Source organism: Halomonas ramblicola, from assembly GCF_030409215.1.
Classification (GTDB): domain Bacteria; phylum Pseudomonadota; class Gammaproteobacteria; order Pseudomonadales; family Halomonadaceae; genus Halomonas; species Halomonas ramblicola.
In genome coordinates this window covers 249,928-273,697 of sequence record NZ_JAUFPL010000032.1, presented here as the reverse complement: position 1 = coordinate 273,697, position 23,770 = coordinate 249,928, and the positions used below count along the sequence as shown (strand labels likewise).

General features: G+C 67.6%; 25 protein-coding genes. 16 read left to right on the top strand and 9 right to left on the bottom strand.

From position 1 onward, the window contains the following. Positions 1-81: 81 nt before the first annotated feature. The 4 genes from QWY80_RS15330 to rdgB form a co-directional block, all read right to left on the bottom strand. The gene (locus QWY80_RS15330) at positions 82-933 is read right to left on the bottom strand and encodes a 23S rRNA (adenine(2030)-N(6))-methyltransferase RlmJ (protein ID WP_290233271.1); all 852 of its coding nucleotides are present in this window, start codon (positions 931-933) and stop codon (positions 82-84) included. Positions 934-1,011: 78 nt separating this feature from the next. Then, positions 1,012-1,704, bottom strand: a complete 693-nt coding sequence (locus QWY80_RS15325) for a YiaD family glycine zipper/OmpA-like lipoprotein (protein WP_290233268.1) — start codon at positions 1,702-1,704, stop codon at positions 1,012-1,014. An 82-nt stretch (positions 1,705-1,786) separates the two neighbouring features. After that, a complete protein-coding gene (gene hemW / locus QWY80_RS15320) occupies positions 1,787-2,956 on the bottom strand; it encodes a radical SAM family heme chaperone HemW (protein ID WP_290233266.1) in 1,170 nt (389 codons plus the stop codon). Next, positions 2,956-3,564: an RdgB/HAM1 family non-canonical purine NTP pyrophosphatase gene (gene rdgB, locus QWY80_RS15315; RefSeq protein WP_290233263.1), complete on the bottom strand. Its 609-nt coding sequence runs from the start codon at positions 3,562-3,564 to the stop codon at positions 2,956-2,958. The genes hemW and rdgB overlap by 1 nt, the downstream gene beginning before the upstream one ends. 324 nt (positions 3,565-3,888) lie before the next feature. Here rdgB and QWY80_RS15310 point away from each other — a divergent pair, with 324 nt between their 5' ends. Beyond that, a complete protein-coding gene (locus QWY80_RS15310; protein WP_290233260.1) occupies positions 3,889-4,587 on the top strand; it encodes a LuxR C-terminal-related transcriptional regulator in 699 nt (232 codons plus the stop codon). Positions 4,588-4,606: 19 nt separating this feature from the next. Here the strand turns inward: QWY80_RS15310 and QWY80_RS15305 are convergent, their stop codons facing one another. The 5 genes from QWY80_RS15305 to QWY80_RS15285 all read right to left on the bottom strand — a co-directional run bounded on the left by QWY80_RS15305 (position 4,607) and on the right by QWY80_RS15285 (position 10,448). Further along, positions 4,607-5,860: a P-loop nucleotide/nucleoside kinase family protein gene (locus QWY80_RS15305; protein ID WP_290233256.1), complete on the bottom strand. Its 1,254-nt coding sequence runs from the start codon at positions 5,858-5,860 to the stop codon at positions 4,607-4,609. Between the two features lie 36 nt (positions 5,861-5,896). After that, positions 5,897-7,186, bottom strand: a complete 1,290-nt coding sequence (gene hemL, locus QWY80_RS15300) for a glutamate-1-semialdehyde 2,1-aminomutase (protein WP_290233253.1) — start codon at positions 7,184-7,186, stop codon at positions 5,897-5,899. A gap of 155 nt (positions 7,187-7,341) precedes the next feature. Beyond that, a complete protein-coding gene (thiD, locus tag QWY80_RS15295) occupies positions 7,342-8,190 on the bottom strand; it encodes a bifunctional hydroxymethylpyrimidine kinase/phosphomethylpyrimidine kinase (protein ID WP_290233250.1) in 849 nt (282 codons plus the stop codon). Continuing rightward, on the bottom strand, positions 8,190-8,621 hold the full coding sequence (gene hemJ, locus QWY80_RS15290) for a protoporphyrinogen oxidase HemJ (RefSeq protein WP_290233248.1): 432 nt from the start codon (positions 8,619-8,621) through the stop codon (positions 8,190-8,192). The genes thiD and hemJ overlap by 1 nt, the downstream gene beginning before the upstream one ends. A gap of 39 nt (positions 8,622-8,660) precedes the next feature. Beyond that, a complete protein-coding gene (locus QWY80_RS15285; RefSeq protein WP_290233246.1) occupies positions 8,661-10,448 on the bottom strand; it encodes a chloride channel protein in 1,788 nt (595 codons plus the stop codon). 118 nt (positions 10,449-10,566) lie between these two features. On the opposite strand from QWY80_RS15285, the gene argC reads away from it, so the two are divergent. From argC to atpA, 15 genes are all read left to right on the top strand, one after another. After that, complete coding sequence (gene argC / locus QWY80_RS15280) at positions 10,567-11,601, top strand: N-acetyl-gamma-glutamyl-phosphate reductase (RefSeq protein WP_290233244.1); 1,035 nt, start codon at positions 10,567-10,569, stop codon at positions 11,599-11,601. Positions 11,602-11,730: 129 nt separating this feature from the next. Further along, positions 11,731-12,084, top strand: coding sequence for an iron-sulfur cluster insertion protein ErpA (gene erpA, locus QWY80_RS15275; RefSeq protein WP_290233242.1), 354 nt, complete (start codon positions 11,731-11,733; stop codon positions 12,082-12,084). Between the two features lie 115 nt (positions 12,085-12,199). Further along, positions 12,200-12,988, top strand: a complete 789-nt coding sequence (locus tag QWY80_RS15270; RefSeq protein WP_290233241.1) for a transporter substrate-binding domain-containing protein — start codon at positions 12,200-12,202, stop codon at positions 12,986-12,988. A gap of 109 nt (positions 12,989-13,097) precedes the next feature. Then, positions 13,098-13,769 carry an amino acid ABC transporter permease gene (locus tag QWY80_RS15265; protein WP_290233239.1) on the top strand — a complete coding sequence of 224 codons (672 nt, stop codon included), beginning with the start codon at positions 13,098-13,100 and terminating at the stop codon, positions 13,767-13,769. 11 nt (positions 13,770-13,780) lie between these two features. After that, on the top strand, positions 13,781-14,554 hold the full coding sequence (locus QWY80_RS15260) for an amino acid ABC transporter ATP-binding protein (protein WP_290233236.1): 774 nt from the start codon (positions 13,781-13,783) through the stop codon (positions 14,552-14,554). 535 nt (positions 14,555-15,089) lie between these two features. Next, entirely contained in the window at positions 15,090-16,985 is a 1,896-nt protein-coding gene (gene mnmG, locus QWY80_RS15255) for a tRNA uridine-5-carboxymethylaminomethyl(34) synthesis enzyme MnmG (protein WP_290233234.1), read from the top strand. Beyond that, a complete protein-coding gene (gene rsmG / locus QWY80_RS15250) occupies positions 16,982-17,632 on the top strand; it encodes a 16S rRNA (guanine(527)-N(7))-methyltransferase RsmG (RefSeq protein ID WP_290233233.1) in 651 nt (216 codons plus the stop codon). Before mnmG ends, rsmG begins: the two co-directional genes overlap by 4 nt. A 31-nt stretch (positions 17,633-17,663) precedes the next feature. After that, the gene (locus QWY80_RS15245; protein ID WP_290233230.1) at positions 17,664-18,434 is read left to right on the top strand and encodes a ParA family protein; all 771 of its coding nucleotides are present in this window, start codon (positions 17,664-17,666) and stop codon (positions 18,432-18,434) included. A 22-nt stretch (positions 18,435-18,456) separates the two neighbouring features. Then, positions 18,457-19,368: a ParB/RepB/Spo0J family partition protein gene (locus QWY80_RS15240; protein ID WP_290233228.1), complete on the top strand. Its 912-nt coding sequence runs from the start codon at positions 18,457-18,459 to the stop codon at positions 19,366-19,368. A 179-nt stretch (positions 19,369-19,547) separates the two neighbouring features. Beyond that, positions 19,548-19,952, top strand: a complete 405-nt coding sequence (locus QWY80_RS15235) for an ATP synthase subunit I (RefSeq protein WP_290233225.1) — start codon at positions 19,548-19,550, stop codon at positions 19,950-19,952. Between the two features lie 7 nt (positions 19,953-19,959). After that, positions 19,960-20,787, top strand: a complete 828-nt coding sequence (gene atpB / locus QWY80_RS15230; RefSeq protein WP_290233222.1) for a F0F1 ATP synthase subunit A — start codon at positions 19,960-19,962, stop codon at positions 20,785-20,787. 79 nt (positions 20,788-20,866) lie between these two features. Then, positions 20,867-21,094 (top strand): F0F1 ATP synthase subunit C, encoded by a 228-nt coding sequence (gene atpE / locus QWY80_RS15225; RefSeq protein WP_290233219.1) that lies wholly within the window; start codon positions 20,867-20,869, stop codon positions 21,092-21,094. A 76-nt stretch (positions 21,095-21,170) separates the two neighbouring features. After that, positions 21,171-21,641 carry a F0F1 ATP synthase subunit B gene (locus QWY80_RS15220; protein WP_290233216.1) on the top strand — a complete coding sequence of 157 codons (471 nt, stop codon included), beginning with the start codon at positions 21,171-21,173 and terminating at the stop codon, positions 21,639-21,641. Between the two features lie 11 nt (positions 21,642-21,652). Beyond that, on the top strand, positions 21,653-22,189 hold the full coding sequence (locus QWY80_RS15215) for a F0F1 ATP synthase subunit delta (protein WP_290233212.1): 537 nt from the start codon (positions 21,653-21,655) through the stop codon (positions 22,187-22,189). A 16-nt stretch (positions 22,190-22,205) separates the two neighbouring features. Continuing rightward, positions 22,206-23,750 carry a F0F1 ATP synthase subunit alpha gene (gene atpA, locus QWY80_RS15210; RefSeq protein ID WP_290233208.1) on the top strand — a complete coding sequence of 515 codons (1,545 nt, stop codon included), beginning with the start codon at positions 22,206-22,208 and terminating at the stop codon, positions 23,748-23,750. Positions 23,751-23,770 lie beyond the last annotated feature (20 nt).

The following is a 23,770-nucleotide window of genomic DNA, read 5'->3' as shown; positions in this document are numbered from 1 at the left end:
CTGCCGGCGCTGACGCGCCGGCCTACCCGACGGCAGCTGGGCGAGATCTTCGGCAGCTTCTGCATCGGGAAGTGACCCGCCCTACTCCCCGACCCACCAGCCGCTGCGGTAGTTCGCCTCCCGGCCCAGCAGCGGCACCACCCGGGCCATGGCCTCCCCCAGGCGTTCGTCGAGCCCCCAGGGCGGGTTGATCACCAGCATGCCGCTGCCGTGCATGCCCCGCTTCCCGTCCGCCGGCGCGTGGTGGTCGAGCTCGGCCCGCCAGACCTTGCGCAACCCCCCGTCGCGCAGTCCCTCCAGCAGGGCCCGATGGCGTCCCTCGGGCAACAGCGGATACCACACCAGCACCACCGCATGTCGGGCCTTGCGCATGGCCGCCAGCAGCGTCTCCGCCACCTCCGCATACTCCGCCTTGCGCTCGTAGCTGGGGTCGACCAGCACGCAGAGCCGTGGTGTGGGCACGGGCAACCTTGACAGCAGCCCCTGCAGGCCATCGCCATGGATGCGCCGCGCCTCTCCGGAGAGCCGCTGGTCGGTCAGGTGATCGTGCTCGCCGGGGTGCAACTCGAAGAGGAGCAGGCGGTCCTGGGCGCGCAGGCGGCGACTCAGCCACCAGGGCGAGCCGGGATAGTGGGTCAGGCGCTCGGCATCGGGCTGGGCCTGCGCCAGCGCCGCCAGCCATTCCGCCAGCACCCCGCCGCCTTCCATGAGGCCGGCTCGCCGCGTCCACAGGGGGGCCACCCCCTGGCGGTACTCCCGGAGCCTTGCGGTCTCCTCGGCGGCCAGTGGGTAGCGCCCCCGCCCGGCATGGGTATCGATGAACGTAATAGCGGACTTCTTACGTAACAGGTGGTCCGCGACGGCATGCAGGGTCAGGTGCTTGTGGACGTCGGCGAAGTTGCCGGCATGGTAGGCGTGCTGGTAGGAAAGCATGGATCCGGATCCGCGACTCGACAAGGAAAAGGGCCCGCCACCTCGCGATGACGGGCCCCGGGCAGGTATCGACGAGGCTTACTGTTGTTGTTGCTGCTGGATCTGTCCCTCGATGGGCGAGAGGGTGATCTCCACTCGCCGGTTCTGGGCGCGCCCTGCCTCGCTGTCGTTGCTGGCGACGGGCTGGGTCTCGCCATAGCCGGTCATGTTGAGTCGGCCGCCCGCGACGCCGGCCTGGGCCAGGTAGTTGCCGACCGCCGAGGCGCGCTGCTCGGAGAGGCGCTGGTTGTAGTCGGCGTTACCGGTGCTGTCGGTATGGCCGGCGATGTTCACCCGCGTATCGGTGTACTGGGTGAGTACCGAGGCTACGTCGTTCAGGGCGCTGCGCGCGCTCGAGGTCAGCGCGCTGGAATCGAAGTCGAAGGTCACGCTGCTGGGCATGTTGAGGACGATATCGTCACCACGACGATCCACGTCGATGCCGGTGCCCTGCATGCTCTGGCGCAGTTGCTCCTCCTGGCGATCCATGTAGGCGCCGATGCCGCCCCCGGCGGCGGCGCCCACGGCGGCCCCGATCAGGGCCCGATCGCGGCGGCTGGTGCTGCCGTCACCGCTCAGCGCCCCCGCGGCGGCACCCACGGCGGCGCCGATGGCCGCCCCGGTCCCCGTCTTGCTGCGCTGGGTCTGGCCGGTGTTGGGATCGGTGGTCGCACAGCCGGCCACCAGGATGGCCGCCGCCAGCGGGGCGAAGAGGCGAAATGGCTTGGTCATCGGTTATGTCTCCTTGGTTCGGAAGGCCCGAAAATTCGTCCCTGGGGCCGTCAATGGCATGGATTGCGATGAGAAAGCGACATCAGCCTTCGCTGATCGACGCCAATAACTCGTTCAAGAATAGTAGACCCCGGGGCGAGGCCTGAAGGCGTTCGGCATCTTCCACGAGAAGTCCTTTTTCCCTGGCCGCCGCGAGGCGCGAGGCGAGCTCCCGACGCGGCAGGCCGGTGGTCTCGTCCCACGCCGCGATCGATACCCCCTCGGGCAGGCGCAGGGCGTTCATGGCGAACTCCAGCGGCAGTTCCTCGGCCCGCACGCGCCGATGACCGGCGACGAAGCCGCGGGGATCATGCCGACGCCTGAGGTAGGCATCGGGCTGGCGGCTCTTCCAGCGTCGCTCGATCCGCAAACCGCCGCCGTTCGCCGACGGCTGACTGAGCTTACCATGGGCGCCGGCACCGATGCCCAGGTAATCGCCAAAGCGCCAGTAGTTGAGGTTATGTCGCGAACGCCGGCCGGGGCGCGCATAGGCCGAGATCTCGTAGCGGGCCAGGCCGGCGGCCTCCAGGCGTTCATGGCCCAGGTCCTGGATATCCCAGAGGATCTCCTCATCCGGCAGGCACGGCGGATGGCGGTGGAACTCGGTGTTGGGCTCCAGGGTGAGCTGGTACCAGGAGAGGTGCTCCGGCCCGAGCGCCAGGCCGCGCTCCAGGTCCTGGAGCGCCAGCGCCGGCGTCTGGCCGGGCAGGCCGTGCATCAGGTCCAGGTTGAGGTTGTCGAAGCCTGCCTCGCGCGCCTCCCGCACCGCCGCCTCGGCGTCCTCGCCGCTGTGGATCCGGCCCAGCGCCTCGAGCTGGGCCGCCTGGAAGCTCTGGACGCCGAGCGACAGGCGATTGATGCCCGCCTCGCGGTAGCCGGCGAACCGGCCGCGCTCGAGGGTACCGGGGTTGGCCTCGAGGGTGATCTCGATGGCCTCCGCCAGGGTCAGTCGAGCGGCGATCCCCTCCAGCAGGCGGCGGTAGAAGTCGGCCGACATCAGGCTCGGGGTGCCACCGCCGATGAAGATGCTGACCAGCTCGCGACCGGCGGCCAGCGGCAGGTCGGCGTCGAGATCGGCCAGCAGCGCCTGCAGGTACTCGGCCTCCGGCAACTCGGCCCGACGACCCACGCCATGGGAATTGAAGTCGCAGTAGGGACACTTGCGCACGCACCAGGGCACGTGCACATAGAGGGCCAGCGCCGGCAACACCATCAATCCTCCCCGCTCGGACGAGGCAGGTGCTCCGCCAGGGCCTGGAGGGCACGCCCGCGATGGCTGAGACGATTCTTCTCCGCCGCCGGCAACTCGGCCACGCTCATGCCCCGGTCGGGCAACCAGAACAGCGGATCATAGCCGAAGCCGTCCTCGCCACGCGGATGGGCGAGGATCTCCCCCTCCCAGCTACACTGCACGATGCGCGGCACTGGATCCTCGGCATGGCGCAGGAAGACCAGCACGCACCAGTAGCGTCCTCTGCGCCGCCCTTCGGGCACTTCGGCGAGGGCCTCGAGCAGCCTGGCATTGTTGCGCTCGTCGCTCTTCGGTTCACCGGCATAGCGGGCGGAGTAGATGCCTGGCGCCCCGTCCAGGGCGTCCACCTCCAGGCCGGAATCGTCCGCCAGCGCCGGCAGGCCGCCGACGCGGCTCGCCTGGCGAGCCTTGAGCAGGGCATTCTCCACGAAGGTCAGCCCCGTCTCCTCGATCTCGGGGACCTCGAAGGCGGACTGAGGATGCACGTCGTAGCCCAGTGGCCTCAGCAGCTGGTCGAATTCGCGCAGCTTGCCGAGATTACCGCTGGCCAGGATCAGACGATTGGACATATTGGCCCCTCAATCAGGCAGAATCGGGAATCAACACCGGTGGTGATGATAAGCGAAGCAGGAGAACACCAGGCTCCTCATACTGCTGGGGTTGATTTTTTGTCGTCTCACGCAGAACCATACCCGCACAACCCCTATGCAAGTATTTGATGCAGGGAGATAAAGCTCTTCATATATTCAAAATTCTTATAAGCATATTTCAAAATAATTGGCCGAGGCTGTAACTAAAATTTACAAAGTGTTCGACACTCCTAGGGTGTCGACCGCAATCTTCTCATCCCTTGCAGCTTAGTTGCTTGACGAGGTTTCCTCAGGGGGACGGACATGGAACAAGCCAGAGGAACGTTGCTGCTAGTCACGGCCAGCAATCCCCAATCCCAGTTGTTCATCGACTACCTGCACGAAAAGCTGGACCGACAGGTTTCGGTGTTGGCACCCGGACAGACGTGGAAACCCAAGGAGGCCGGCAAGACCCTGGTCCTGCTGGATGCCGACCATATGGGCGAGGACGCCATGCAGCAGTGGCATGCCCAGGCGATGGAAAACGACCAGCTCGCCCTCGCGGCCTTCAATCTCAAGGATGAGGACCATGCGGTTGCGACCCTGTCGGCTCTCCATCTGCACGGCGTCTTCTATCGCAGCGACAGCCTGCCCATGATCTGCAAAGGGTTGGAGGCCTTGATGTCGGGCGAGCTATGGATGTCACGCTCCCTGATGACGCGCATGATCTCCTTCCTCAGGCGTCAGCAGCTCAACTCCTATCGTCCGGTATGCGGCCTGACCCACCGGGAACTGGAGATCATCGGCCTGCTGGGGTCGGGGGCATCCAACAACGACATCGCCGACCGCCTCTTCGTCAGTGAACATACGGTGAAGTCCCACCTTTATAACATCTTCCGCAAGATCGACGTCCACAACCGCATCCAGGCCGTCAACTGGGCACGCGAACACCTGGGGGTTCCGCCACCTCTCGAACTCACGCAACGCCGGCGTGCGGCCGAACGCTCCCACCGCAGCGACTGAGAGGCCGACGGCGATTCCATCAGGCGAGCTTCACGTGTTCCGCGATCAGGCCCACCAGGGTCTCGGCGGCGTTCTCCGCGGTGGTGTCGAGGTGGACCAGATTCATGCGCTCCTCGTCGCCGAAGGGTTGGAAGGCATGCCGCTGGTGCGCCAGGATCGCCAGGCTCTCCGCCACCGGCACCCCTTGCTGCCTGGCGCGTTTCTCGATGCGTCGCCGCAGGGTCGCCTCGTCGGCCTCGAAGCTGACCATCAGGCAGGGCAGCCCACGCGCCTCGGCCTGCTGGCGGAGCAGGTCGCGCTGCCAGCCGACTAGGCAGGTGGCATCCACGCAGGCCGGGATCCCCGCATCCAGCAGGGCGCCGGCACAGCCGGCGAGGTGCCGATAGGTCTCGCCGGTGGCCGCCTCGCCGAAGATATCCACAGGCGCATCGCCCGATTGACCCTGTGGATGGGGTGGCGCGGAGTCCGGCTCGAAGAGGCGTCGCCGTTCGGCGTCCGAGCTCACGCGGATCGCTCCCAGGCGGGTCACCAGCTCCCGGGTGAAGCGACTCTTGCCGCTGCCGCAGACCCCTACGGCGATCACCAGCGGGGGGAAGCGGAACTCGGCGATCCGTTCCGCCAGGGCCAGGTAGCGACGACACTCGGCCATGCTCTCCGCCAGCAGGGCGGGGTGCTCCGGGTCGCGCCCCGGCGCCGGACGGCGCTCCAGGGCGCGCCGCGCCGCACTCAGTGCATGGCAGGTGCCGAACAGCGAAAGCAGGCGGGCCTGCGGGTAGTCACCGGAGCGCCGCAGGTAGCGATCCAGGGCATAGCGCGTCTGTGCCGATGCCTCGCGCCCCTCCAGGCCGACCAGCAGGGCCGCCACGTCACTGGCCGGATCGGCGTGCAGCTCGGCCCCCGGCACGGAGAGGTCGCGACCGATGGCGTTGGCCAGCAGGGTGCGGCCTGCGTGGCGGAGTCGACTGCCAGGATGCTGCACCGCCCAGCTGACGACACGACGCCTGCGCCGCTCTTCCAGCAGTGGGCGCAGGCGCACCAGATCCTGCTCGAACCACTCGCCGAGCCGGTCGAGGCGACGACGCTCCTCGTCATCGAGCAGCGCGGCACGAATCGCCGGCAGCTCATCCGCCACGGCCATCTCCAGCGGACGCGCGGGGTCGCCGCCGGCATCCGTCGGGTGCCGTGCCGCGGAGGCGTGATAGGCCACCAGGGAGTCGACCAGCGAATCGAGGTCCTCGCTGGCGGGCTGGCCGGCATCGGTGGATTGGCGCATGGCGGTTCTCCCGGTCGTCAGTCGGTCAGGTGGCAATCAGGCCTGCTGCATGGCCAGGAAGGCTTTCTCCGCGGCATCCAGGGTGAACTGGATGTCCTCCGGGGAATGGGCGCTGGACATGAAGCCCGCCTCGAAGGCCGAGGGCGCCAGGTAGACCCCCTCGTCGAGCATCGCCGAGAAGAAGCGGCGGAAGGCGTCGGCATCGCAGGCGGTGGCCTGGGCGAAGTTGTCGACCCGGCTCTGGCCGGTGAAGAACACCCCGAACATGCCTCCCGCCCGCTGGGTGATCATCTCCACCCCGGCGGCGTCGGCGCGTTCCTGCAGGCCATGGCAGAGGGTCTCGACGCGCTGCGCCAGGGCGTCGTGGAAGCCGGGCTCGCGCACCTTGCCGAGCAGGGCGATGCCGGCCGCCATGGCCAGCGGGTTCCCGGAGAGGGTCCCCGCCTGGTAGATGGGGCCCAGCGGCGAGATGTTGGACATCAGCGTCTCGCTGCCGCCGAAGGCCCCCACCGGCATGCCGCCCCCCACGATCTTGCCCAGGCAGGTGAGGTCGGGTTGGATGCCGTAGTGGGCCTGGGCGCCGCCCATGGCAACACGGAAGCCGGTCATCACCTCGTCGAAGATCAGCACGCTGTCGTGGGCATCGCACACCTTGCGCAACGTCTTCAGGAAGCCCGGCTGCGGCGGGATGCAGTTCATGTTGCCGGCCACCGGCTCGACGATGATGCAGGCCACCTGGTCGCCGATCTCCTCGAAGCACTGTTCGACGGCGTCGAGATCGTTGTAGGACAGGGTGATGGTGTGCTCGGCCAGGGATGCGGGTACCCCGGGGGAACTCGGCTGGCCGTGGGTCAGGGCGCCGGAGCCCGCCTTGACCAGCAGGGAGTCGGAGTGGCCATGGTAGTTGCCCTCGAACTTGACGATCTTGTCACGCCCGGTGACGCCGCGGGCCAGGCGGATGGCCGACATGGTCGCCTCGGTGCCGGAGTTGACCATGCGCACCATCTCGATGGACGGGATCATCTCGCAGATCAGCTCGGCCATGGTGGTCTCGATGGCGGTGGGCGTGCCGAAGGAGAGGCCGTTGTCGAGGCGCTCGCGCACGGCCCCCAGGACGTCGGGGTCGGCATGGCCGGTGATCATCGGCCCCCAGGAGCCCACGTAATCGACGTAGCGCTTGCCCTCCACGTCGTACAGGTAGGCGCCTCGGGCACGCTCCATGAACAGTGGCGGACGCTGCAGCCCCTTGAAGGCGCGCACCGGCGAGTTGACGCCGCCGGGGATGTGTCGACAGGCCTGTTCGAAGAGCTGGGCGGAGGTGGTCATGTCGTGTCTGGTCCTCGGAAGCTGTGGATAATTCTCTGGATAAACTATTCACAGGGCGTGAAATGGCCGTGAATCTCGGCCAAGAGGCCGCCTCGGCAACATCCCTGCATTCTTGCCCCATTCTCGGTGCTCCGGCCACCAAAGGCCATACCCCGTCAGGGGGGGAGCTCACCGGGAGGTGTCGTCGGCCCCATGGGCAGACGCCACAACCGACGCGGCAACGCCTGGCCAGGTCCCGGGCGCCAGGCGTGACACAGGGCCTGCCAGGTGAAGGCCTGGGCCTGCTCGCAGGCCGTCACCAGCGTCTCGCCGGCCGCCAGCCGCGCCGCCAGGGCCGCGGCGAGGGTACAGCCCGAGCCGTGGTACTGGCCTTCGAGGCGTGGCCAGCTCCAGCGACGACTCTGGTCCGGGGCGTGCAGGGTATGCACCACCCGATCCGCCGGGAGCTCCGGTGCCGGGCTGTCGGTACCGGTGACCAGCACCGCCTGGCAGCCCAACCGCATCAGCGCCACCGCCCGCTCGGTGTCGTCCTGCAGGCCGGGGGAGAGGCGCGCCAGTTCCTGCCGGTTGGGGGTGAGGATATCCACCAGCGGCAGCAGCCGCGCCCGGTAGGCGTCCACCAGCTCGGTTGTGGATAACTCACTGCCGCCACCGGCCTTGAGTACCGGGTCGGCCACCACCGGGACCCCGGGGAAGCCCCGCACGATGTCGGCCACCGCATCCAGGCTGCCCAGGTCGGCCACCAGGCCGACCTTGATGGCCGCCACTTCGAACTCGCCCAGCCCCGCGACCGTGGCGCGCATGGTGTCCGGATCGCCGGGATACACCGCGGCGACGTCGTGGCAGTCCTGTACCGTCAGGGCGGTGGGCACGCTCAGCGCCCAGCCACCGCAGGCGACGATCGCCTCGGCATCGGCCACCAGGCCGGCGCCACCGGTGGGGTCGTGGCCGGCCAGTACCAGCACCACCGGCAGGTGAGGATCATGGGTCGCGGACATGGCCATCAGAACGGCTTCAGCACGGCCAGGAAGACGATCAGCAGCAGGGCGATCACCGGCAACTCGTTGAACCAGCGGAAGAAGACGTGGCCGCGTCGGCAGCGCGCCTCGGCGAACTGCTTGAGGTAGATCAGGCACAGATGGTGATAGCCCACCAGCAGCGCCACCAGCAGTAGCTTGGCGTGGATCCATCCCTGGGTGAGCCAGCCGGGACTGAGCACCAGCAGGGTGCCGCCGAAGACCAGCACGGCGATCATCGAAGGCGTCATGATGCCGCGATACAGCTTGCGCTCCATCACCAGGAAGCGATCGATGGCCTGCTGCTCACCGCGATCCCGCGCCATGGCGTGGTAGACGTAGAGCCGAGGCAGATAGAAGAGGGCGGCGAACCAGGTCACCATGGCGATCAGGTGCAGCGCCTTGATCCACAGGTACATTCGGGCTCCTTGCGATCGAGAGTGGCAATGGCGGCGCCGCTAGTCACCGACGCGGTAGAACCGCTCGATGGCGCCGCGGGTGATGATACCCGAAATCCGTTTCTGCTTCGGGCGATGGCCATGCTCCACGTAGAGGGCGTCCAGCATGGAGTCGTTGAGCTTGCCGAAGGCCTCCGAGAGCGTCGCCTGCAGGCCGATGGGGGCGAGCTCCAGGCGCACCCCGGGAATCTCCATCAGATCCACCGGGGCCTCCTCGCCCTTCTTCATCCCCTCCAGGGCCCTGTCCCCGGGGGCGGGATGCTCGGTCAACCAGCGCGCCAGGTCGGCTGCCTTGAGGGCCAGCATCGGCTTGTCGTCGCTGGAACGCTCGATGAGGATCCACACCGGCTCGGGCTCCAGCAGGGCTCGGGCGCGCCGGTGGCTGACCATGCGCGGGGTACGCACCAGGCGACGCTCCATGACCGCCGGTACCGAGACGCGGGAGAGGGCCTGCATCAGCGGCTGCTGCAACGGGTGCAGCCCCTGGCGAGTGAGGCTGATGAAGAAGCCCCTGCAGCCACACAGCTGGCGGGCGGTCAGGCAGGAGACCACCACGGCCAGCATCCCCGGCAGGATGATGTTGGGGTTGTGGGTCAGTTCGAGCAGCGCCATCAGTGCCGCCAGCGGCGCCTGCAGCACCGCTCCCATCATCGCCGCCATGCCCAGCATGGCATAGAGGGCCGGGTCCGACGCCTCGATGGGCAGCAGCCACTGGCCGGCCAGTCCACACAGGGTCCCCGCGGCGCCGCCGATCACCAGCACCGGGCCGATGATGCTCACCGGAATGCCGCAGGCCACGGTGCCGGCGGTCAGCAACAGCTTGCCGATGGCCACGGCGAGCAGCACGTCCACCGCCACCGAGCCGCTCAGGGTGGCCTGCAGGGTGTCGTAGCCCATGCCCTGTACCTCGGGGTACCACCAGGCCACGGCGGCCACGGCGCCGCCCGCCATCAGGAAGCGCAACGCCATGGGTAGCTTCTCGAGCCGCGGCCCCTGGCGCGACACCCTGACGAAGAGGCCGGCCAGCAGGCCGATCGCCAGGGCGCTGGCGATGATCCAGGGCAGGTCGAGCAGCGAGGCGAGGTGTAGATCGGGCACGCCGATGGCGGGATGGGACCCATAGACCAGCTGGGCCACCACCGCCCCCATGGTCGAGGCCAGGATCACCGGCATGAAGCCGACGATGGTGTACTCCATCATCACCACTTCCATGGCGAAGATCACGCCGGCCACCGGCGTGTTGAAGGAGGCCGCGATGCCCGCCGCGGTGCCGCAGGCCACCAGCACCCGCAGGCTGTTGTGGGGCAGGCGCAGGCGCTGTCCCAGGCCGCTTGAGGCCGCCGCCCCCAGGTGAATCGCCGGCCCCTCGCGACCGGCGGAGAGCCCGCCCACCACCGAGACCAGCCCCACCCACCACTGGGTCAGCCAGTTGCGCAGCGGAAAGCGCCCCTGATGGTAGGTGAGGCGGTCGATGACGTGCATGACCCCGATCTGGCGGCCGGCCGCCGGCATGCGCCACATCCATATCCCGATCAGCACCGCCGCCAGCAGGGGCATCAGGCTGCGCCATTGGGGGGGCAGGGCCTCGAAAGCCTCGGGGCTGCCGCCCGGGAAGAGCCACAGCCCGCCCAGCTCCAGCAGGCTGCGGAACAGCACCATCAGGGCCCCGGTCAACAGCCCGGCGACGACGCCCAGGACGCAGAGTTGCGGCAGGGCATCCACGTTGGCAAGCTGTTGACGAAAGCGCTCCAGTCCATGACCGGCATCGAGGCGTGGCAAACGCGGCACGTCGCGGTTTCCTGTACGACTGACGAACGACCCTTCCGGTCCGCTTCCTGTGTATCATATTCCCCCAGGGCGATGACAGCCCGGCACCTTCCCGTCCCCGACAACCAAGGAGTCTCAAGTGATCAAGGTCGGAATCGTCGGCGGCACCGGCTACACCGGCGTCGAACTGCTCAGGCTACTGGCCCAGCATCCCGAGGTGGAGGTGGAGGCCATCACCTCCCGCTCCGAGGCCGGCCTGGGCGTCGCCGAGCTCTATCCCAACCTGCGTGGCCACTACGACGGCCTGGCGTTCAGCGAGCCCGACGCCGAGCGCCTGGGCGGCTGCGACGCGGTGTTCTTCGCCACCCCCCATGGCGTGGCCCACGCCCTGGCCGGCGAACTGCTCGAGCGCGGCACCCGGGTCATCGACCTCTCCGCGGACTTCCGCCTGCGCGACGCCGAGGAGTGGGCCGCCTGGTACGGCCAGCCGCACGGTGCCCCCGAGCTGCTCGACGAGGCCGTCTATGGCCTGCCCGAGGTCAACCGCGAGCGCATCCGCCGGGCACGCCTGATCGCCGTGCCGGGTTGCTATCCCACCGCCGTGCAGCTGGGCCTGCTGCCGCTGCTCGAGGCCGGACTGATCGATGCCGACCGGATCGTGGCCGACTGCAAGTCCGGCGTTACCGGCGCCGGACGCGGTGCCAAGGTGCCCTCGCTGCTGGCCGAAGCCAGCGAGTCCATGAAGGCCTACGGCGCCAGCGGCCATCGCCACCTGCCGGAGATTCGCCAGGGCCTGGGCGACGCCGCCGGCCGTCCGGTGGGCCTGACCTTCGTGCCGCACCTGACGCCGATGATCCGCGGTATCCACGCCACCCTCTACGGCCAGCTCACCGGCGAGGCCGGCGACCTCCAGGCGCTGTTCGAGAAGCGCTTCGCGGGCGAGCCCTTCGTCGACGTCATGCCGCCGGGCAGCCACCCGGAGACCCGCAGCGTCAAGGGCGCCAACCTCTGCCGCCTCGCCGTACACCGCCCCGGCGACGGCGACACCCTGGTGGTGCTGTCGGTGATCGACAACCTGGTCAAGGGCGCCTCCGGCCAGGCCGTACACAACCTCAACCTGATGTTCGGCTTCGACGAGACCGCCGGCCTCGCCGCCCCGGCGCTGATGCCCTGATCCCCTTTCGCAGTTGCCTACAGCGAGGGATGCCGGCGACAGGTCGAAGAGAGGGCTTCACAAAGTTGACCAATTTGCTGGGGATTGGGGATAATGGTGGGTCACACTTCCTTCCCCCTGGAGTCATCCATGAGCGGAGCTGAATCCTTCGTCCCCACGCCCCTGCTATTGTCGGACGGTGCGCGTGCCCGCCTCGAGGCGCTGATCGCGGAGGAGGGCAACCCGGCGCTGAAGCTGCGCGTCTACGTGACCGGAGGCGGCTGCTCGGGCTTCCAGTACGGCTTCGACTTCGCCGAGGAGATCGCCGAGGACGACACCCTGGTGGAATTCGGCGGGGTGGGCCTGGTGATCGACCCGCTCTCCTACCAGTACCTGGTCGGCTCCACCGTGGACTACGAGGAGGGCCTGGCCGGCGCCCGCTTCCTGGTCCAGAATCCCAACGCCACCACTACCTGCGGCTGCGGGGCCTCCTTCATGGTATGACGCCACGTCCGTGGCGACGCGGATCGTGAGATTGCCCAACTTGACGCTCTGGGGGATTCTCGCCAAGGTTAAAATGGCGAGTCCCATCAGATAAGTCCCAAGAACGGGGAGTCCCATGAAACGCTCAACTCTGGCTTCACCCCTGCTGAAGCAATCCGCCCTGGCCGCCACCCTGGCGCTGGGCCTCGGCGCGGCCGCCACGGCCGGCGCCCAGGAGCCCACCGTCAACGTGGTCACCGACCCCAGCTTCGTGCCCTTCGAGATGATGGATGCCGATACCGGCGAGATGATCGGTTTCGACATGGACATGATCAACGAGATCGCCGAGCGGGCGGGCTTCGAGGTCAACCTCACCACCATGGAGTTCAACGGCATCATCCCGGCCGTCCAGACCGGTAGCCAGGAGATCGCCATCGCCGGGATCACCATCACCGAGGAACGCGCCGAGATCGTCGACTACTCCGACCCCTACTACGATTCCGGCCTGCGCATCATGGTGCGCGCCGACAACGACGAGGTCGAGACCCTCGAGGACCTCGAGGGCATGACCATCGCCACCAAGATCGGCTCCACCAGCTACGACTTCCTCCAGGAAACCTTCGGCGAGGATACCGAGATCACCCCCTATCCGGGCACCTCGGACATGTACATGGCGCTGCTCGGTCGCAACGTCGACGCCGCCTTCTACGACGCCCCCAACGTCTCCTACTTCGCCCAGACCCGTGGCGAAGGGCGCACCAAGGTGGTGGGTCCACTCTACGAGGGCCAGCAGTACGGCATCGTCTTCCACCAAGGCAGCGAGTGGGTCGAGCCGGTCAACCAGGCGCTGGCCGAGATGCGCGAGGACGGCACCTACGACGAGATCTACGAGAAGTGGTTCGGCGAGGCACCCAGCGACGACTGAGACGGTACCCTCCCGACACTCGTCGCCCCGACGGCGACGCGCGAGTCCGCGGGGCCGGGTGGCATGACCTCCCGGCCCCGCGTCGTTCAACGCTCCCGGAGACCTTCTCGTGGATGTGACCTTTCAATTCGACTGGGCGGCCGCCTTCAGTTCCATTCCCCACTTACTGCCGGGCATCCCCTGGACGCTGCTGATCTCCTTCGGCGGCCTGGCCATCGGCTTCGTAATCGGCATCATCTTCGGCCTGATGCGCATCGGCCCCGTGAGCTGGCTGCGCCTGCCCGCTTCCGTCTACATCGAGGTGTTCCGCGGCACCCCCATCCTGGTGCAGGTGCTGTTCATCTTCTACGGCCTGCCGCAGATCCTCGGCGGCCCCATCAACGCCCTGACCGCCGGCATCGCCGCCATCGCCGTCAACTCCGGCGCCTACATCTCGGAGGTGGTGCGCGGCGGCGTGCAGTCCATCGAGCGCGGCCAGCGCGAGGCCTCACTGTCGCTGGGCCTGTCCCGCGTCCAGGCGTTCCGCTACGTGATCTGGCCCCAGGCCTTCCGGCGCATGATCCCGCCGCTGGGCAACCAGGCCATCATCAGCATCAAGGACACCTCGCTGTTCTCGGTGATCGGGGTCGGCGAGCTGGTCCGCCAGGGCCAGATCTACATCGCCACCACCTTCACCGCCATGGAGGTCTACCTGATGGTGGCCCTGCTCTACCTGGCGATCACCTGGACCCTGTCGCTGCTGCTCAGCCAGCTCGAGCGCCGCGGCCTGGTCGGACAATAAGGGAGCGCGACATGAACTCAGAACAGTCGCCGGGCGGCAACGAGCCCATCGTGAACATGGAGAAGGTCAACAAGCACTTCGGCAGCCTGCACGTCCTCAAGGACATCGACCTGGAGGTCAATCCCGGCGAGGTGGTGGTGATCATCGGCGCCAGCGGCTCGGGCAAGTCGACGCTGATCCGTTGCATCAACGGCCTGGAGGAGTTTCAGGACGGCCATATCGTGGTGGACGGCAACGAGCTGCTGCCCCATGGCAAGAGCGGCAAGGCGCTGCAGAAGATCCGCACCGAGGTGGGCATGGTGTTCCAGCAGTTCAACCTCTTTCCCCACCTGAGCGTGCTGGACAACGTCATCCTGGCGCCCATGAAGGTACGCGGCTGGAGCCGCGAGGACGCCGTCGAGATCGCCGAGCGGCTGCTCGAGCGCGTCGGCATCGCCGACCAGGCCGCCAAGTCACCGACCCAGCTCTCCGGCGGCCAGCAGCAGCGTGTGGCCCTGGCCCGGGCGCTGGCCATGGAGCCACGCCTGATGCTCTTCGACGAGCCCACCTCGGCGCTGGATCCGGAGATGATCGGCGAGGTGCTCGACGCCATGCGCGAGCTGGCCAGGGAGGGCATGACCATGATCATCGTCTCCCACGAGATGGGCTTCGCCCGCGAGGTGGCCGACCGGGTGATCTACGTCCACAAGGGTGAGATCGCCGAGGAGGCGCCACCGGAGACGATCTTCGACGCTCCCGCCGACGAGCGGACTCGCAGCTTCCTGTCGCGGGTGCTCCAGCACTGAATCGCCGTGCGTCGCCGCGCATGGACGGGCCCTGTCGTTATCGACAGGGCCCTTTTTCTGCCTGTGGACAGAAAATTCGCCTCGGACTCCCCATTCGCCGTCCGAGGCCCATGGTCAGGGGCCTGGCGACGTATCGCGAGGGTTGTTCACAGTCACGGGCACAAGCCCGGTAGCCGGCGGTGGAAAAGCGGTGCAGTCCCGGGGCTGTGGGCAAGTCGCGGTTCCGTCCACAGGTTCGCGACACCTCGTCCGCAGGTCGTCAGCCCCTTGTCCCGGTTTTGGTTAACAGCGGATCCTGTTGATAGGAAAGAGACTTTTCCACTTATCCCCGGGTTTTGTCCACACCAGTAATTACTACCACAACAGAACTTCTATTCTAATACTCTGTTTTTTATTGATAGGAGATGGAGAGGCGCGAAGATGGCGATCCCGGTGTGGAAAACCCTGACGATTACCCACAGGGGGTTTATACTGGCGGGCTGATTTCATCCCCCTTGACCGCAAGACAGGCGCCACGGCGCCATCGAGGTGCACCTTGGATTACCCCGACCGCTTCGACGTCATCGTCATCGGCGGTGGCCACGCGGGAACCGAAGCCGCCCTGGCCTCCGCCCGCATGGGCTGTCAGACCCTGCTGCTGACCCACAACATCGAGACCCTCGGCCAGATGTCCTGCAATCCCGCCATCGGCGGGATCGGCAAGAGCCACCTGGTCAAGGAGATCGATGCCCTGGGCGGTGCCATGGCCAGGGCCACCGACCTCGGCGGTATCCAGTTCCGTGTCCTCAACGCCCGCAAGGGCCCCGCGGTACGCGCGACCCGGGCCCAGGCCGACCGGGTCCGCTACAAGGCGGCGATCCGCGGCCTGCTGGAGAACCAGCCCAACCTGACGCTCTTCCAGCAGGCCGCCGGCGACCTGATCGTCGACGGCGACACCGTGCGCGGCGTGGTCACCGAGACCGGTATCCGCTTCCACGCCGAGAGCGTGGTGCTGTGCACCGGCACCTTCCTCGGCGGGGTCATCCATATCGGCCTCGACCGCAGCCGCGGCGGCCGTGCCGGCGACCCGCCCTCCAACGCCCTGGCCGAGCGGCTGCGCGCCCTGCCGTTCCGGGTCGACCGGTTGAAGACCGGGACGCCGCCGCGGCTGGATGCCAGGAGCCTCGACTTCGCCAAGCTCGAGGAGCAGCCGGGCGATACCCCGACACCGGTGATGTCCTTCCTGGGCGATCGTGAGCGGCATCCGCACCAGGTGAGCTGCCATATCGCCCACACCAATGCGCGCACCCACGAGATCATCTTCGCCAACCTCGACCGCTCGCCCATGTACTCCGGGACGATCGAGGGGGTCGGACCGCGCTACTGCCCGTCGATCGAGGACAAGGTGCACCGCTTCGCCGACAAGGCGAGCCACCAGGTGTTCATCGAGCCGGAGGGTCTGGACACCCATGAGCTCTACCCCAACGGCATCTCCACCTCGCTGCCCTTCGACGTCCAGATCGAGGTGGTACGCTCCATCGCCGGCCTGGAGAACGCCCATATCACCCGGCCGGGCTACGCCATCGAGTACGACTTCTTCGATCCCCGGGACCTCAGGCACTCCCTGGAGACGAAGTTCATCCACAACCTGTTCTTCGCCGGGCAGATCAACGGCACCACCGGCTACGAGGAGGCCGGCGCCCAGGGCCTGCTCGCCGGCCTCAACGCCGCCCGACGCGCCCGGGGACTCGAGGCCTGGTGGCCGCGCCGCGATGAGGCCTACCTGGGCGTACTGGTGGACGACCTGATCACCCTGGGCACCCGGGAGCCCTATCGGATGTTCACCTCGCGGGCCGAGTACCGCCTGCTGCTGCGCGAGGACAACGCCGACCTGCGCCTCACCGAGGCCGGACGCGAGCTGGGCCTGGTGGACGACGCCCGCTGGGCGGCGTTCAGCGCCAAGCGGGAGGCGATCGAACGCGAGAACGCCCGCCTCGAGACCAGTTGGGTGCAGCCCGGCAGCGACGCCGCCCAGGTGGTGGCGGCGAAGACCGGCAAGGCGCCCGCCCGGGAGTACCGCCTGCTGGATCTGCTCAAGCGCCCCGAGCTCTCCTACGCCGACGTGGCCGGCCTGGTCGGCGAGCCGGTGGCGGATCCGGCGGTGGCCGAACAGGTGCAGATCCAGGCCAAGTACCAAGGCTACATCGACCGCCAGCAGGACGAGATCGACAAGCTCAAGCGCCACGAGGCCACGCCGCTGCCGACCGATCTGGACTATGCGCGGGTCGAGGGGCTCTCCCACGAGATCCGCCAGAAGCTAGCCGAGGCTCGGCCGGCGACCCTGGCCCAGGCCGCACGCATCTCCGGGGTCACGCCGGCCGCCGTGTCGATCCTGTTGATCCACCTCAAGAAGCGTCGCCTGCTCGATGACCAGCAGGCGGCCAGCGCGTGACGGTGCCGTCCGATGGGGTCGGGGCGCGGCTCGACCAGGGGCTCGCGCGGCTGGGCATCGCCATCGACGCCGAGCAGCGCCGCCGCCTGCTGGAACTGGTGGGGCTGTTGCAGAAGTGGAACCGCGCCTATAACCTCACCGCGATACGTGCGCCCGAGGAGATGGTGGCCCGCCACCTGCTGGACAGCGCCGCCGTGCTGCCCCACGTCGCCGGTCCGCGGCTGCTCGACGTCGGCGCGGGCCCGGGGTTTCCGGGGCTGGTGCTGGCGATCCTGGCACCCGAGTTGGCGGTGACCCTGCTCGACAGCAACGGCAAGAAGGTACGCTTCCAGCGGCAGGCGGTGATGGAATTGGGGCTCGACAACGTCACCCCGGTGCAGGCGAGGGTCGAGGCCTTCGCGGGCCGCTTCGACCAGGTGATCTCCCGGGCCTTTGCCGGCCTCGGCGACTTCGTCGCCCTGACCCGGCCGCTGGTCGCCCCCGAGGGGCAGTGGTTGGCCATGAAGGGGCCCGCCGTGGAGGAGGAGCTGGCCGACCTGCCCGAGGAGGTCGTGCCGGTGGCCCGCTACGACCTCGAGGTCCCCTTCGAGGTCGGCAGTCGGCGGCTGGTGGTACTCGAGCGCCGGGGCGCCGGACGGACCCCATGATAATTCGCGTTTCCCAGCAAGGGAGTTGCCCGTGACCAAGATCATCGCCTTGACCAACCAGAAGGGTGGCGTCGGCAAGACCACCACCGCGGTGAACCTCGCCGCCAGCCTGGCGGCCCTGGATCGCCGCGTGCTGCTGGTCGACCTCGACCCCCAGGGTCATGCCACCATGGGTAGCGGCGTCGACAAGCACGAACTGGATGGCAGCGTACTGGAGGTGCTGCTCGGCGATCGCGGTGCCGCCGAGGTGATCCTCGACTGCCCCGCGGCGGGCTATGCCCTGCTGCCGGGCAACGGCGACCTCACCGCCGCCGAGGTGGCGCTGCTGGATCGCAAGGCCGGTCGCGAACGCTGCCTGGACCGCTCCCTGGGCGACGTGGCCGGGGAGTACGACGTGGTGCTGATCGACTGTCCGCCGTCGCTCAACATGCTCACCGTCAACGGCCTGACCGCCGCCCACGGGGTGCTGATCCCGCTGCAGTGCGAGTTCTATTCCCTGGAGGGGCTCTCGGCGCTGCTCGACACCGTGGAGCAGATCAAGGACAGCGTGAACCCGTCGCTGGAGATCTATGGCATCCTGCGCACCATGTTCGACAGTCGCAACAGCCTGACCCGCGACGTCACCAAGCAGTTGCGCGACTACTTCGGCGACACCCTGCTCAAGGCCACCATCCCGCGCAACGTGCGGGTGGCCGAGGCGCCGAGCCACGGCCTGCCGGTGACCAAGTACGCGCGCTTCTCGCGGGGCAGCCAGGCCCACCGGGTGCTGGCCAAGGAGTTGATCCGCCGGCTGTCGCTTTAACCGCTGTGATGAGGGAATCTCGATGACGCGTAAACCCGCCCTGGGACGTGGACTGGATGCGCTGATCGGCGCCGGTGCCCGGCGCCGTGAGAGCCTGGACCTGCCGGACCTGGGCGTCGACGCCGACGAGGCGGCCCCGGCGACCGCGCCCGAGTCGGGTGATCGCCTCGAGCGCCTGCCGCTGGGCCAGCTCACCCGCGGCAAGTACCAGCCGCGCCGCGATATCCAGCCCGAGGCCCTGGAGGAGCTGGCCGACTCGATCCGCGCCCAGGGCGTGATGCAGCCCATCGTGGTGCGTCCCGTGGGCGAGGAGCGCTACGAGATCATCGCCGGCGAGCGGCGCTGGCGTGCCGCCCAACTGGCCGAGCTGGACGTCATCCCGGCGGTGGTGCGCGACGTCAGCGACGAGGTGGCCCTGGCCCTGGCGCTGATCGAGAACATCCAGCGCGAGAACCTCAATCCGGTGGAGGAGGCCCTGGCCCTCAAGCGGCTGATCGACGAGTTCGAGCTGACCCAGCAGCAGGTGGCCGACACCGTGGGCAAGTCCCGCGCCCAGGTGGCCAACCTGTTGCGCCTGCTGGCCCTGGACCCGGAGGTGCAGACCCTGCTGGAGCGCGGCGACCTGGACATGGGCCACGCCCGGGCGCTGCTGGCGCTCTCCGGGGCCAAGCAGCGCAAGGCCGCCCACGAGGTGGTCAACCGCGACCTCACCGTCCGCGACACCGAGGCGCTGGTCAAGCGGCTCACGGCCGGGGCGCCGGAGAAGGCCGAGAAGCCGGCGTCCAGCCCCGACGTGGCGCGTCTGGAGACCCGCCTCGGCGAGCTGTTGGGGGCCCCGGTGCGGATCCAGCACGGTCGCGGCGGCAAGGGCCGGGTGACCATCCGCTACTCCAGCCTCGACGAGCTGGACGGGATCCTGGAGCACATTCGCTAGTGGTGATCCCTGCCGACGGCGACGCTTGTCGACAATCCTTGCATCTTTGGTCGAAAAATGCGCCGATAAGCTGGCGAAACGGTGTTGCTTTAGTTGAAGCCCCCGAGGGGGTTCCCTATAATCCGCGGTGGTTTTTCCTGCGCCCCCGGCAGGTCCAGCCGACCGATACGGAGGGCGTGATGTCGACGAAGCCTGCCGCCAGAGGACGCCCGCTCGGCTGGCGTCTGTTGCGGCTCCAGGTCCTGGCCGTGGCGGCGGTGCTGCTGCTGGCCACCGGCCTGGCGGGCCGCGAGGGAGCGTTGTCCGCCCTGGCCGGCGGGGTGACCTGCCTGGTGCCCCAGGCCTTCTTCGCCTGGCGCACCGGCCAGGCGCGGGGCGGCAGGCAGGCGCGGCGGTTCGTCATGAACCTGTACCGCGCGGAAGCGGGGAAGTTCGGTTTGACGGTGGCACTGCTGGCGATGATCTTCGTCGCCGTGCCCCCCTCAAACCCGATTTCATTCTTCAGCGCATACGTGGCGGCTCAACTCATGCCCTGGCTGGCGACCTGGCTGTGGCGTGACGGGTCGACCCCCGAACCGAGGTGAACTTCGCATGGCAGCAGGCAGTGACGTAACGGCAGCGGGTTACATACAGCACCACCTCCAGAACCTGACTTTCGGCTACCACCCGGAGAACGGCTGGTCGCTGGCGCATGGCGCCGAGGAGGCCCGGGAGATGGGCTTCTGGGCCATCCACCTGGACACCATGGGCTGGTCCATCGCCATGGGCGTGCTGTTCATCTGGCTGTTCCGCAAGGCCGGCAAGCTGGCCACCACCGGGGTGCCCGGGGCGCTGCAGAACGCCGTGGAGATGATCATCGAGTTCGTCGAGCTCACCGTGCGCGGTGCCTTCCACGGCAAGAACCCGCTCATCGCTCCCCTGGCCCTGACCCTGTTCGTCTGGATCTTCCTGATGAACCTGCTCAAGCTGGTTCCGGTGGACTATGCCCCCGAGCTGTTCGCCCGCATGGGCATCGAGTACATGAAGCTGGTGCCCACCACCGATCCCAACGCCACCCTGGGCATGGCGATCGGCGTGTTCTTCCTGATCATCTACTACAGCTGCAAGGTCAAGGGCGTGGGCGGCTTCGCCAGGGAGCTCTCCCTGACGCCGTTCAACCACTGGTCGCTGATCCCCTTCAACCTGGTCATGGAGATCATCGGCCTGCTGGTGAAGCCACTCAGCCTGGGCCTGCGTCTGTTCGGCAACATGTTCGCCGGCGAGGTGATCTTCATCCTGATCGCCCTGCTGCCGTTCTGGGCCATCTGGTTGCTGGACGTGCCCTGGGCCATCTTCCACATCCTGGTCATCACCCTGCAGGCCTTCATCTTCACGGTGCTGTCGGTCGTCTACCTCAGCCAGGCGCACGAGCACCACTGAAGTCAGCAACGTCGAAACCCCTTTTCTCTCACCCCCTAACCCTTAACCCAAAACTCGAAACTCACTAGGAGCACTAACCATGGAACTCGTCTATATCGCTGCTGCCCTCATGATCGGCCTGGGCGCTCTGGGTACCGGCATCGGCTTCGCCATCCTGGGCGGCAAGCTGCTCGAGTCCACCGCCCGCCAGCCGGAGCTGGGCGACCAGCTGCAGACCAAGACCTTCCTGATGGCCGGCCTGCTGGACGCCGTGCCGATGATCGGCGTGGGCATCGCGATGTACCTGATCTTCGTCGTCGCCGGTTGAGGAACGACAGCACCGAGCGCTCCGCGCTCGGTTTGCTTGTTTCCGGTCGCCACGAACCTGTCAGAGGTACCGCCCCGTGAATATCAACATGACGCTGATCGGACAGACGATCGCCTTCGCGATCTTCGTCTGGTTCTGCATAAAGTACGTGTGGCCGCCGATCAGCAACGCGCTCCACGAGCGCCAGAAGAAGATTGCTGATGGCCTGGATGCGGCCAGCCGTGCCTCGCGTGACCTGGAGCTCGCCCAGGAGCAGGCCGAGCAGACGCTGCGCGAGAGCAAGGAGCAGGCCTCCCAGATCCTCGAGCAGGCCCACAAGCGCTCCACGCAGATGGTCGAGGAGGCCCGCGAGCAGGCCCGCGCCGAGGGCGAGCGTATCGTCGCCTCGGCTCGTGACGAGATCGAGCAGGAAATCAACCGCGCCAAGGACGATCTGCGCGCCCAGGTGTCGCGCCTGGCGGTCACCGGCGCCGAGCGTGTCCTGGAAGCCTCCGTCGACGAGAAGGCCCATCGCAAGCTGCTCGACGAGCTTGCCGCCGAACTGTGAGGAGGTGATCCATGGCGGAACTGTCTACCGTCGCCAGGCCCTACGCCAAGGCGGCGTTCGAGTACGCACGCGATCACCAGACGCTGGACAGCTGGTCCGAGTGGCTGGGCAAGCTGGCCATGGTGGTATCGAGCCGTGAGGCGCTCAAGCTCCTCTCCAGCCCCAGGCTCGACGCCGAGCGCAAGGTGGCCCTGGTCACCGAGCTGGCGGAGGTCGAGCTCGATGAGGCGGCGCGCCGCTTCCTCGACACCCTGGGGGAGAAGGGGCGCCTGTCGGCGTTGGTCGCCATCGACGCACAGTTCGAGACGCTGCGCGCCGAGTACGAGAAGCGGGTCGACGTCACCGTGGTGTCGGCCTACAAGCTCACCAAGGCCCAGCAGGACAAGCTCGCCCGCGCGCTCAAGAAGCGCCTGAATCGCGAAATCTCCATTACCACTCAGGTGGATGCCGAGCTTCTCGGCGGGGTCATCCTGCGTGCCGGCGATACCGTCATCGACGGGTCGGTGCGCGGTCGACTGGCACGCCTCTCCGAAGCCCTAACCGCCTGAGTCTGAGGGACATGGCATGCAGCAACTGAATCCTTCCGAGATCAGCGACATCATCAAGCAGCGTATCGAGAAGCTTGACGTCGCATCCGAAGCCCGCAACCAGGGCACCATCGTCAGCGTCTCCGACGGCATCGTGAAGATTCACGGCCTGGAAGAGGCGATGTTCGGTGAGATGATCGAATTCCCCGGCGGCATCTACGGCATGGTGCTCAACCTCGAGCGCGACTCCGTGGGCGCCGTGGTGCTGGGCGACTACCTGCAGCTCGAAGAGGGCATGACCGCCCAGTGCACCGGCCGCATCCTCGAGGTGCCGGTGGGCCCCGAGCTGTGCGGTCGCGTGGTGGATGCCCTGGGCAACCCCATCGACGGCAAGGGGGACCTCGACACCAAGCTGACCGATGCGGTCGAGAAGGTCGCGCCGGGCGTCATCACCCGCCAGTCGGTGGATCAGCCGATCCAGACCGGCTTCAAGTCCATCGATGCCATGGTGCCGATCGGCCGCGGTCAGCGTGAGCTGATCATCGGCGATCGCCAGATCGGCAAGTCGGCCATCGCCATCGACACCATCATCAACCAGAAGGACAAGGGCGTCACCTGCATCTACGTGGCCATCGCCCAGAAGCAGTCGACCATCGCCAGCGTGGTACGCAAGCTCGAAGAGCACGGCGCCATGGAGCACACCATCGTGGTCGCCGCCGGCGCCGCCGACCCGGCGCCGATGCAGTTCCTGGCGCCCTATGCCGGCTGCACCATGGGCGAGTACTTCCGCGACCGCGGCGAGGATGCCCTGATCATCTACGATGACCTGTCCAAGCAGGCCGTGGCCTACCGCCAGGTCTCCCTGCTGCTGCGCCGTCCGCCGGGCCGCGAGGCCTATCCGGGTGACGTCTTCTACCTGCACTCTCGCCTGCTCGAGCGTGCCGCGCGGGTCAACGCCGACTACGTCGAGAAGTTCACCGACGGCGAGGTCAAGGGCAAGACCGGCTCGCTGACCGCGCTGCCGATCATCGAGACCCAGGGCGGCGACGTCTCCGCCTTCGTGCCGACCAACGTGATCTCCATCACCGACGGCCAGATCTTCCTCGAGACCGACCTGTTCAACTCGGGCATCCGTCCGGCCATCAACGCCGGCCTGTCGGTGTCCCGTGTGGGCGGCTCGGCCCAGACCAAGATCATCAAGAAGCTCGGCGGCGGCGTGCGCCTGGCGCTGGCCCAGTACCGCGAGCTGGCGGCCTTCTCGCAGTTCGCCTCCGACCTGGACGAGGCCACCCGCAAGCAGCTGGAGCATGGTCAGCGCGTCACCGAGTTGATGAAGCAGCACCAGTACTCGCCGATGTCCGTGGCCGAGATGGCGCTGTCGCTGTTCGCTGCCAACGAGGGCCATCTGGACGACGTCGAGGTGAGCAAGGTGCTGGACTTCGAGCGTGCCCTGCACGACTTCATGAAGGCCGAGTACGCCGAACTGCTCGACAAGATCAACCAGTCCGGCGACTACAACGACGAGATCCAGCAGGGCCTGCAGGAGGGTCTCGAGAAGTTCAAGGCCACTCAGAGCTGGTAATCCCCGGGTCCGCCCCTGTC

Excerpts from the sequence above, each read along its gene's own strand:
- QWY80_RS15330 (WP_290233271.1), bottom strand. The coding sequence starts at position 933 with ATGCTTTCCTACCAGCACGCCTACCATGCCGGCAACTTCGCCGACGTC.
- QWY80_RS15325 (WP_290233268.1), bottom strand. The coding sequence starts at position 1,704 with ATGACCAAGCCATTTCGCCTCTTCGCCCCGCTGGCGGCGGCCATCCTG.
- hemW (WP_290233266.1), bottom strand. The coding sequence starts at position 2,956 with ATGGTGTTGCCGGCGCTGGCCCTCTATGTGCACGTGCCCTGGTGCGTG.
- rdgB (WP_290233263.1), bottom strand. The coding sequence starts at position 3,564 with ATGTCCAATCGTCTGATCCTGGCCAGCGGTAATCTCGGCAAGCTGCGC.
- QWY80_RS15310 (WP_290233260.1), top strand. The coding sequence starts at position 3,889 with ATGGAACAAGCCAGAGGAACGTTGCTGCTAGTCACGGCCAGCAATCCC.
- QWY80_RS15305 (WP_290233256.1), bottom strand. The coding sequence starts at position 5,860 with ATGCGCCAATCCACCGATGCCGGCCAGCCCGCCAGCGAGGACCTCGAT.
- hemL (WP_290233253.1), bottom strand. The coding sequence starts at position 7,186 with ATGACCACCTCCGCCCAGCTCTTCGAACAGGCCTGTCGACACATCCCC.
- thiD (WP_290233250.1), bottom strand. The coding sequence starts at position 8,190 with ATGGCCATGTCCGCGACCCATGATCCTCACCTGCCGGTGGTGCTGGTA.
- hemJ (WP_290233248.1), bottom strand. The coding sequence starts at position 8,621 with ATGTACCTGTGGATCAAGGCGCTGCACCTGATCGCCATGGTGACCTGG.
- erpA (WP_290233242.1), top strand. The coding sequence starts at position 11,731 with ATGAGCGGAGCTGAATCCTTCGTCCCCACGCCCCTGCTATTGTCGGAC.
- QWY80_RS15270 (WP_290233241.1), top strand. The coding sequence starts at position 12,200 with ATGAAACGCTCAACTCTGGCTTCACCCCTGCTGAAGCAATCCGCCCTG.
- QWY80_RS15260 (WP_290233236.1), top strand. The coding sequence starts at position 13,781 with ATGAACTCAGAACAGTCGCCGGGCGGCAACGAGCCCATCGTGAACATG.
- QWY80_RS15240 (WP_290233228.1), top strand. The coding sequence starts at position 18,457 with ATGACGCGTAAACCCGCCCTGGGACGTGGACTGGATGCGCTGATCGGC.
- QWY80_RS15235 (WP_290233225.1), top strand. The coding sequence starts at position 19,548 with ATGTCGACGAAGCCTGCCGCCAGAGGACGCCCGCTCGGCTGGCGTCTG.
- atpB (WP_290233222.1), top strand. The coding sequence starts at position 19,960 with ATGGCAGCAGGCAGTGACGTAACGGCAGCGGGTTACATACAGCACCAC.
- atpE (WP_290233219.1), top strand. The coding sequence starts at position 20,867 with ATGGAACTCGTCTATATCGCTGCTGCCCTCATGATCGGCCTGGGCGCT.
- QWY80_RS15215 (WP_290233212.1), top strand. The coding sequence starts at position 21,653 with ATGGCGGAACTGTCTACCGTCGCCAGGCCCTACGCCAAGGCGGCGTTC.
- atpA (WP_290233208.1), top strand. The coding sequence starts at position 22,206 with ATGCAGCAACTGAATCCTTCCGAGATCAGCGACATCATCAAGCAGCGT.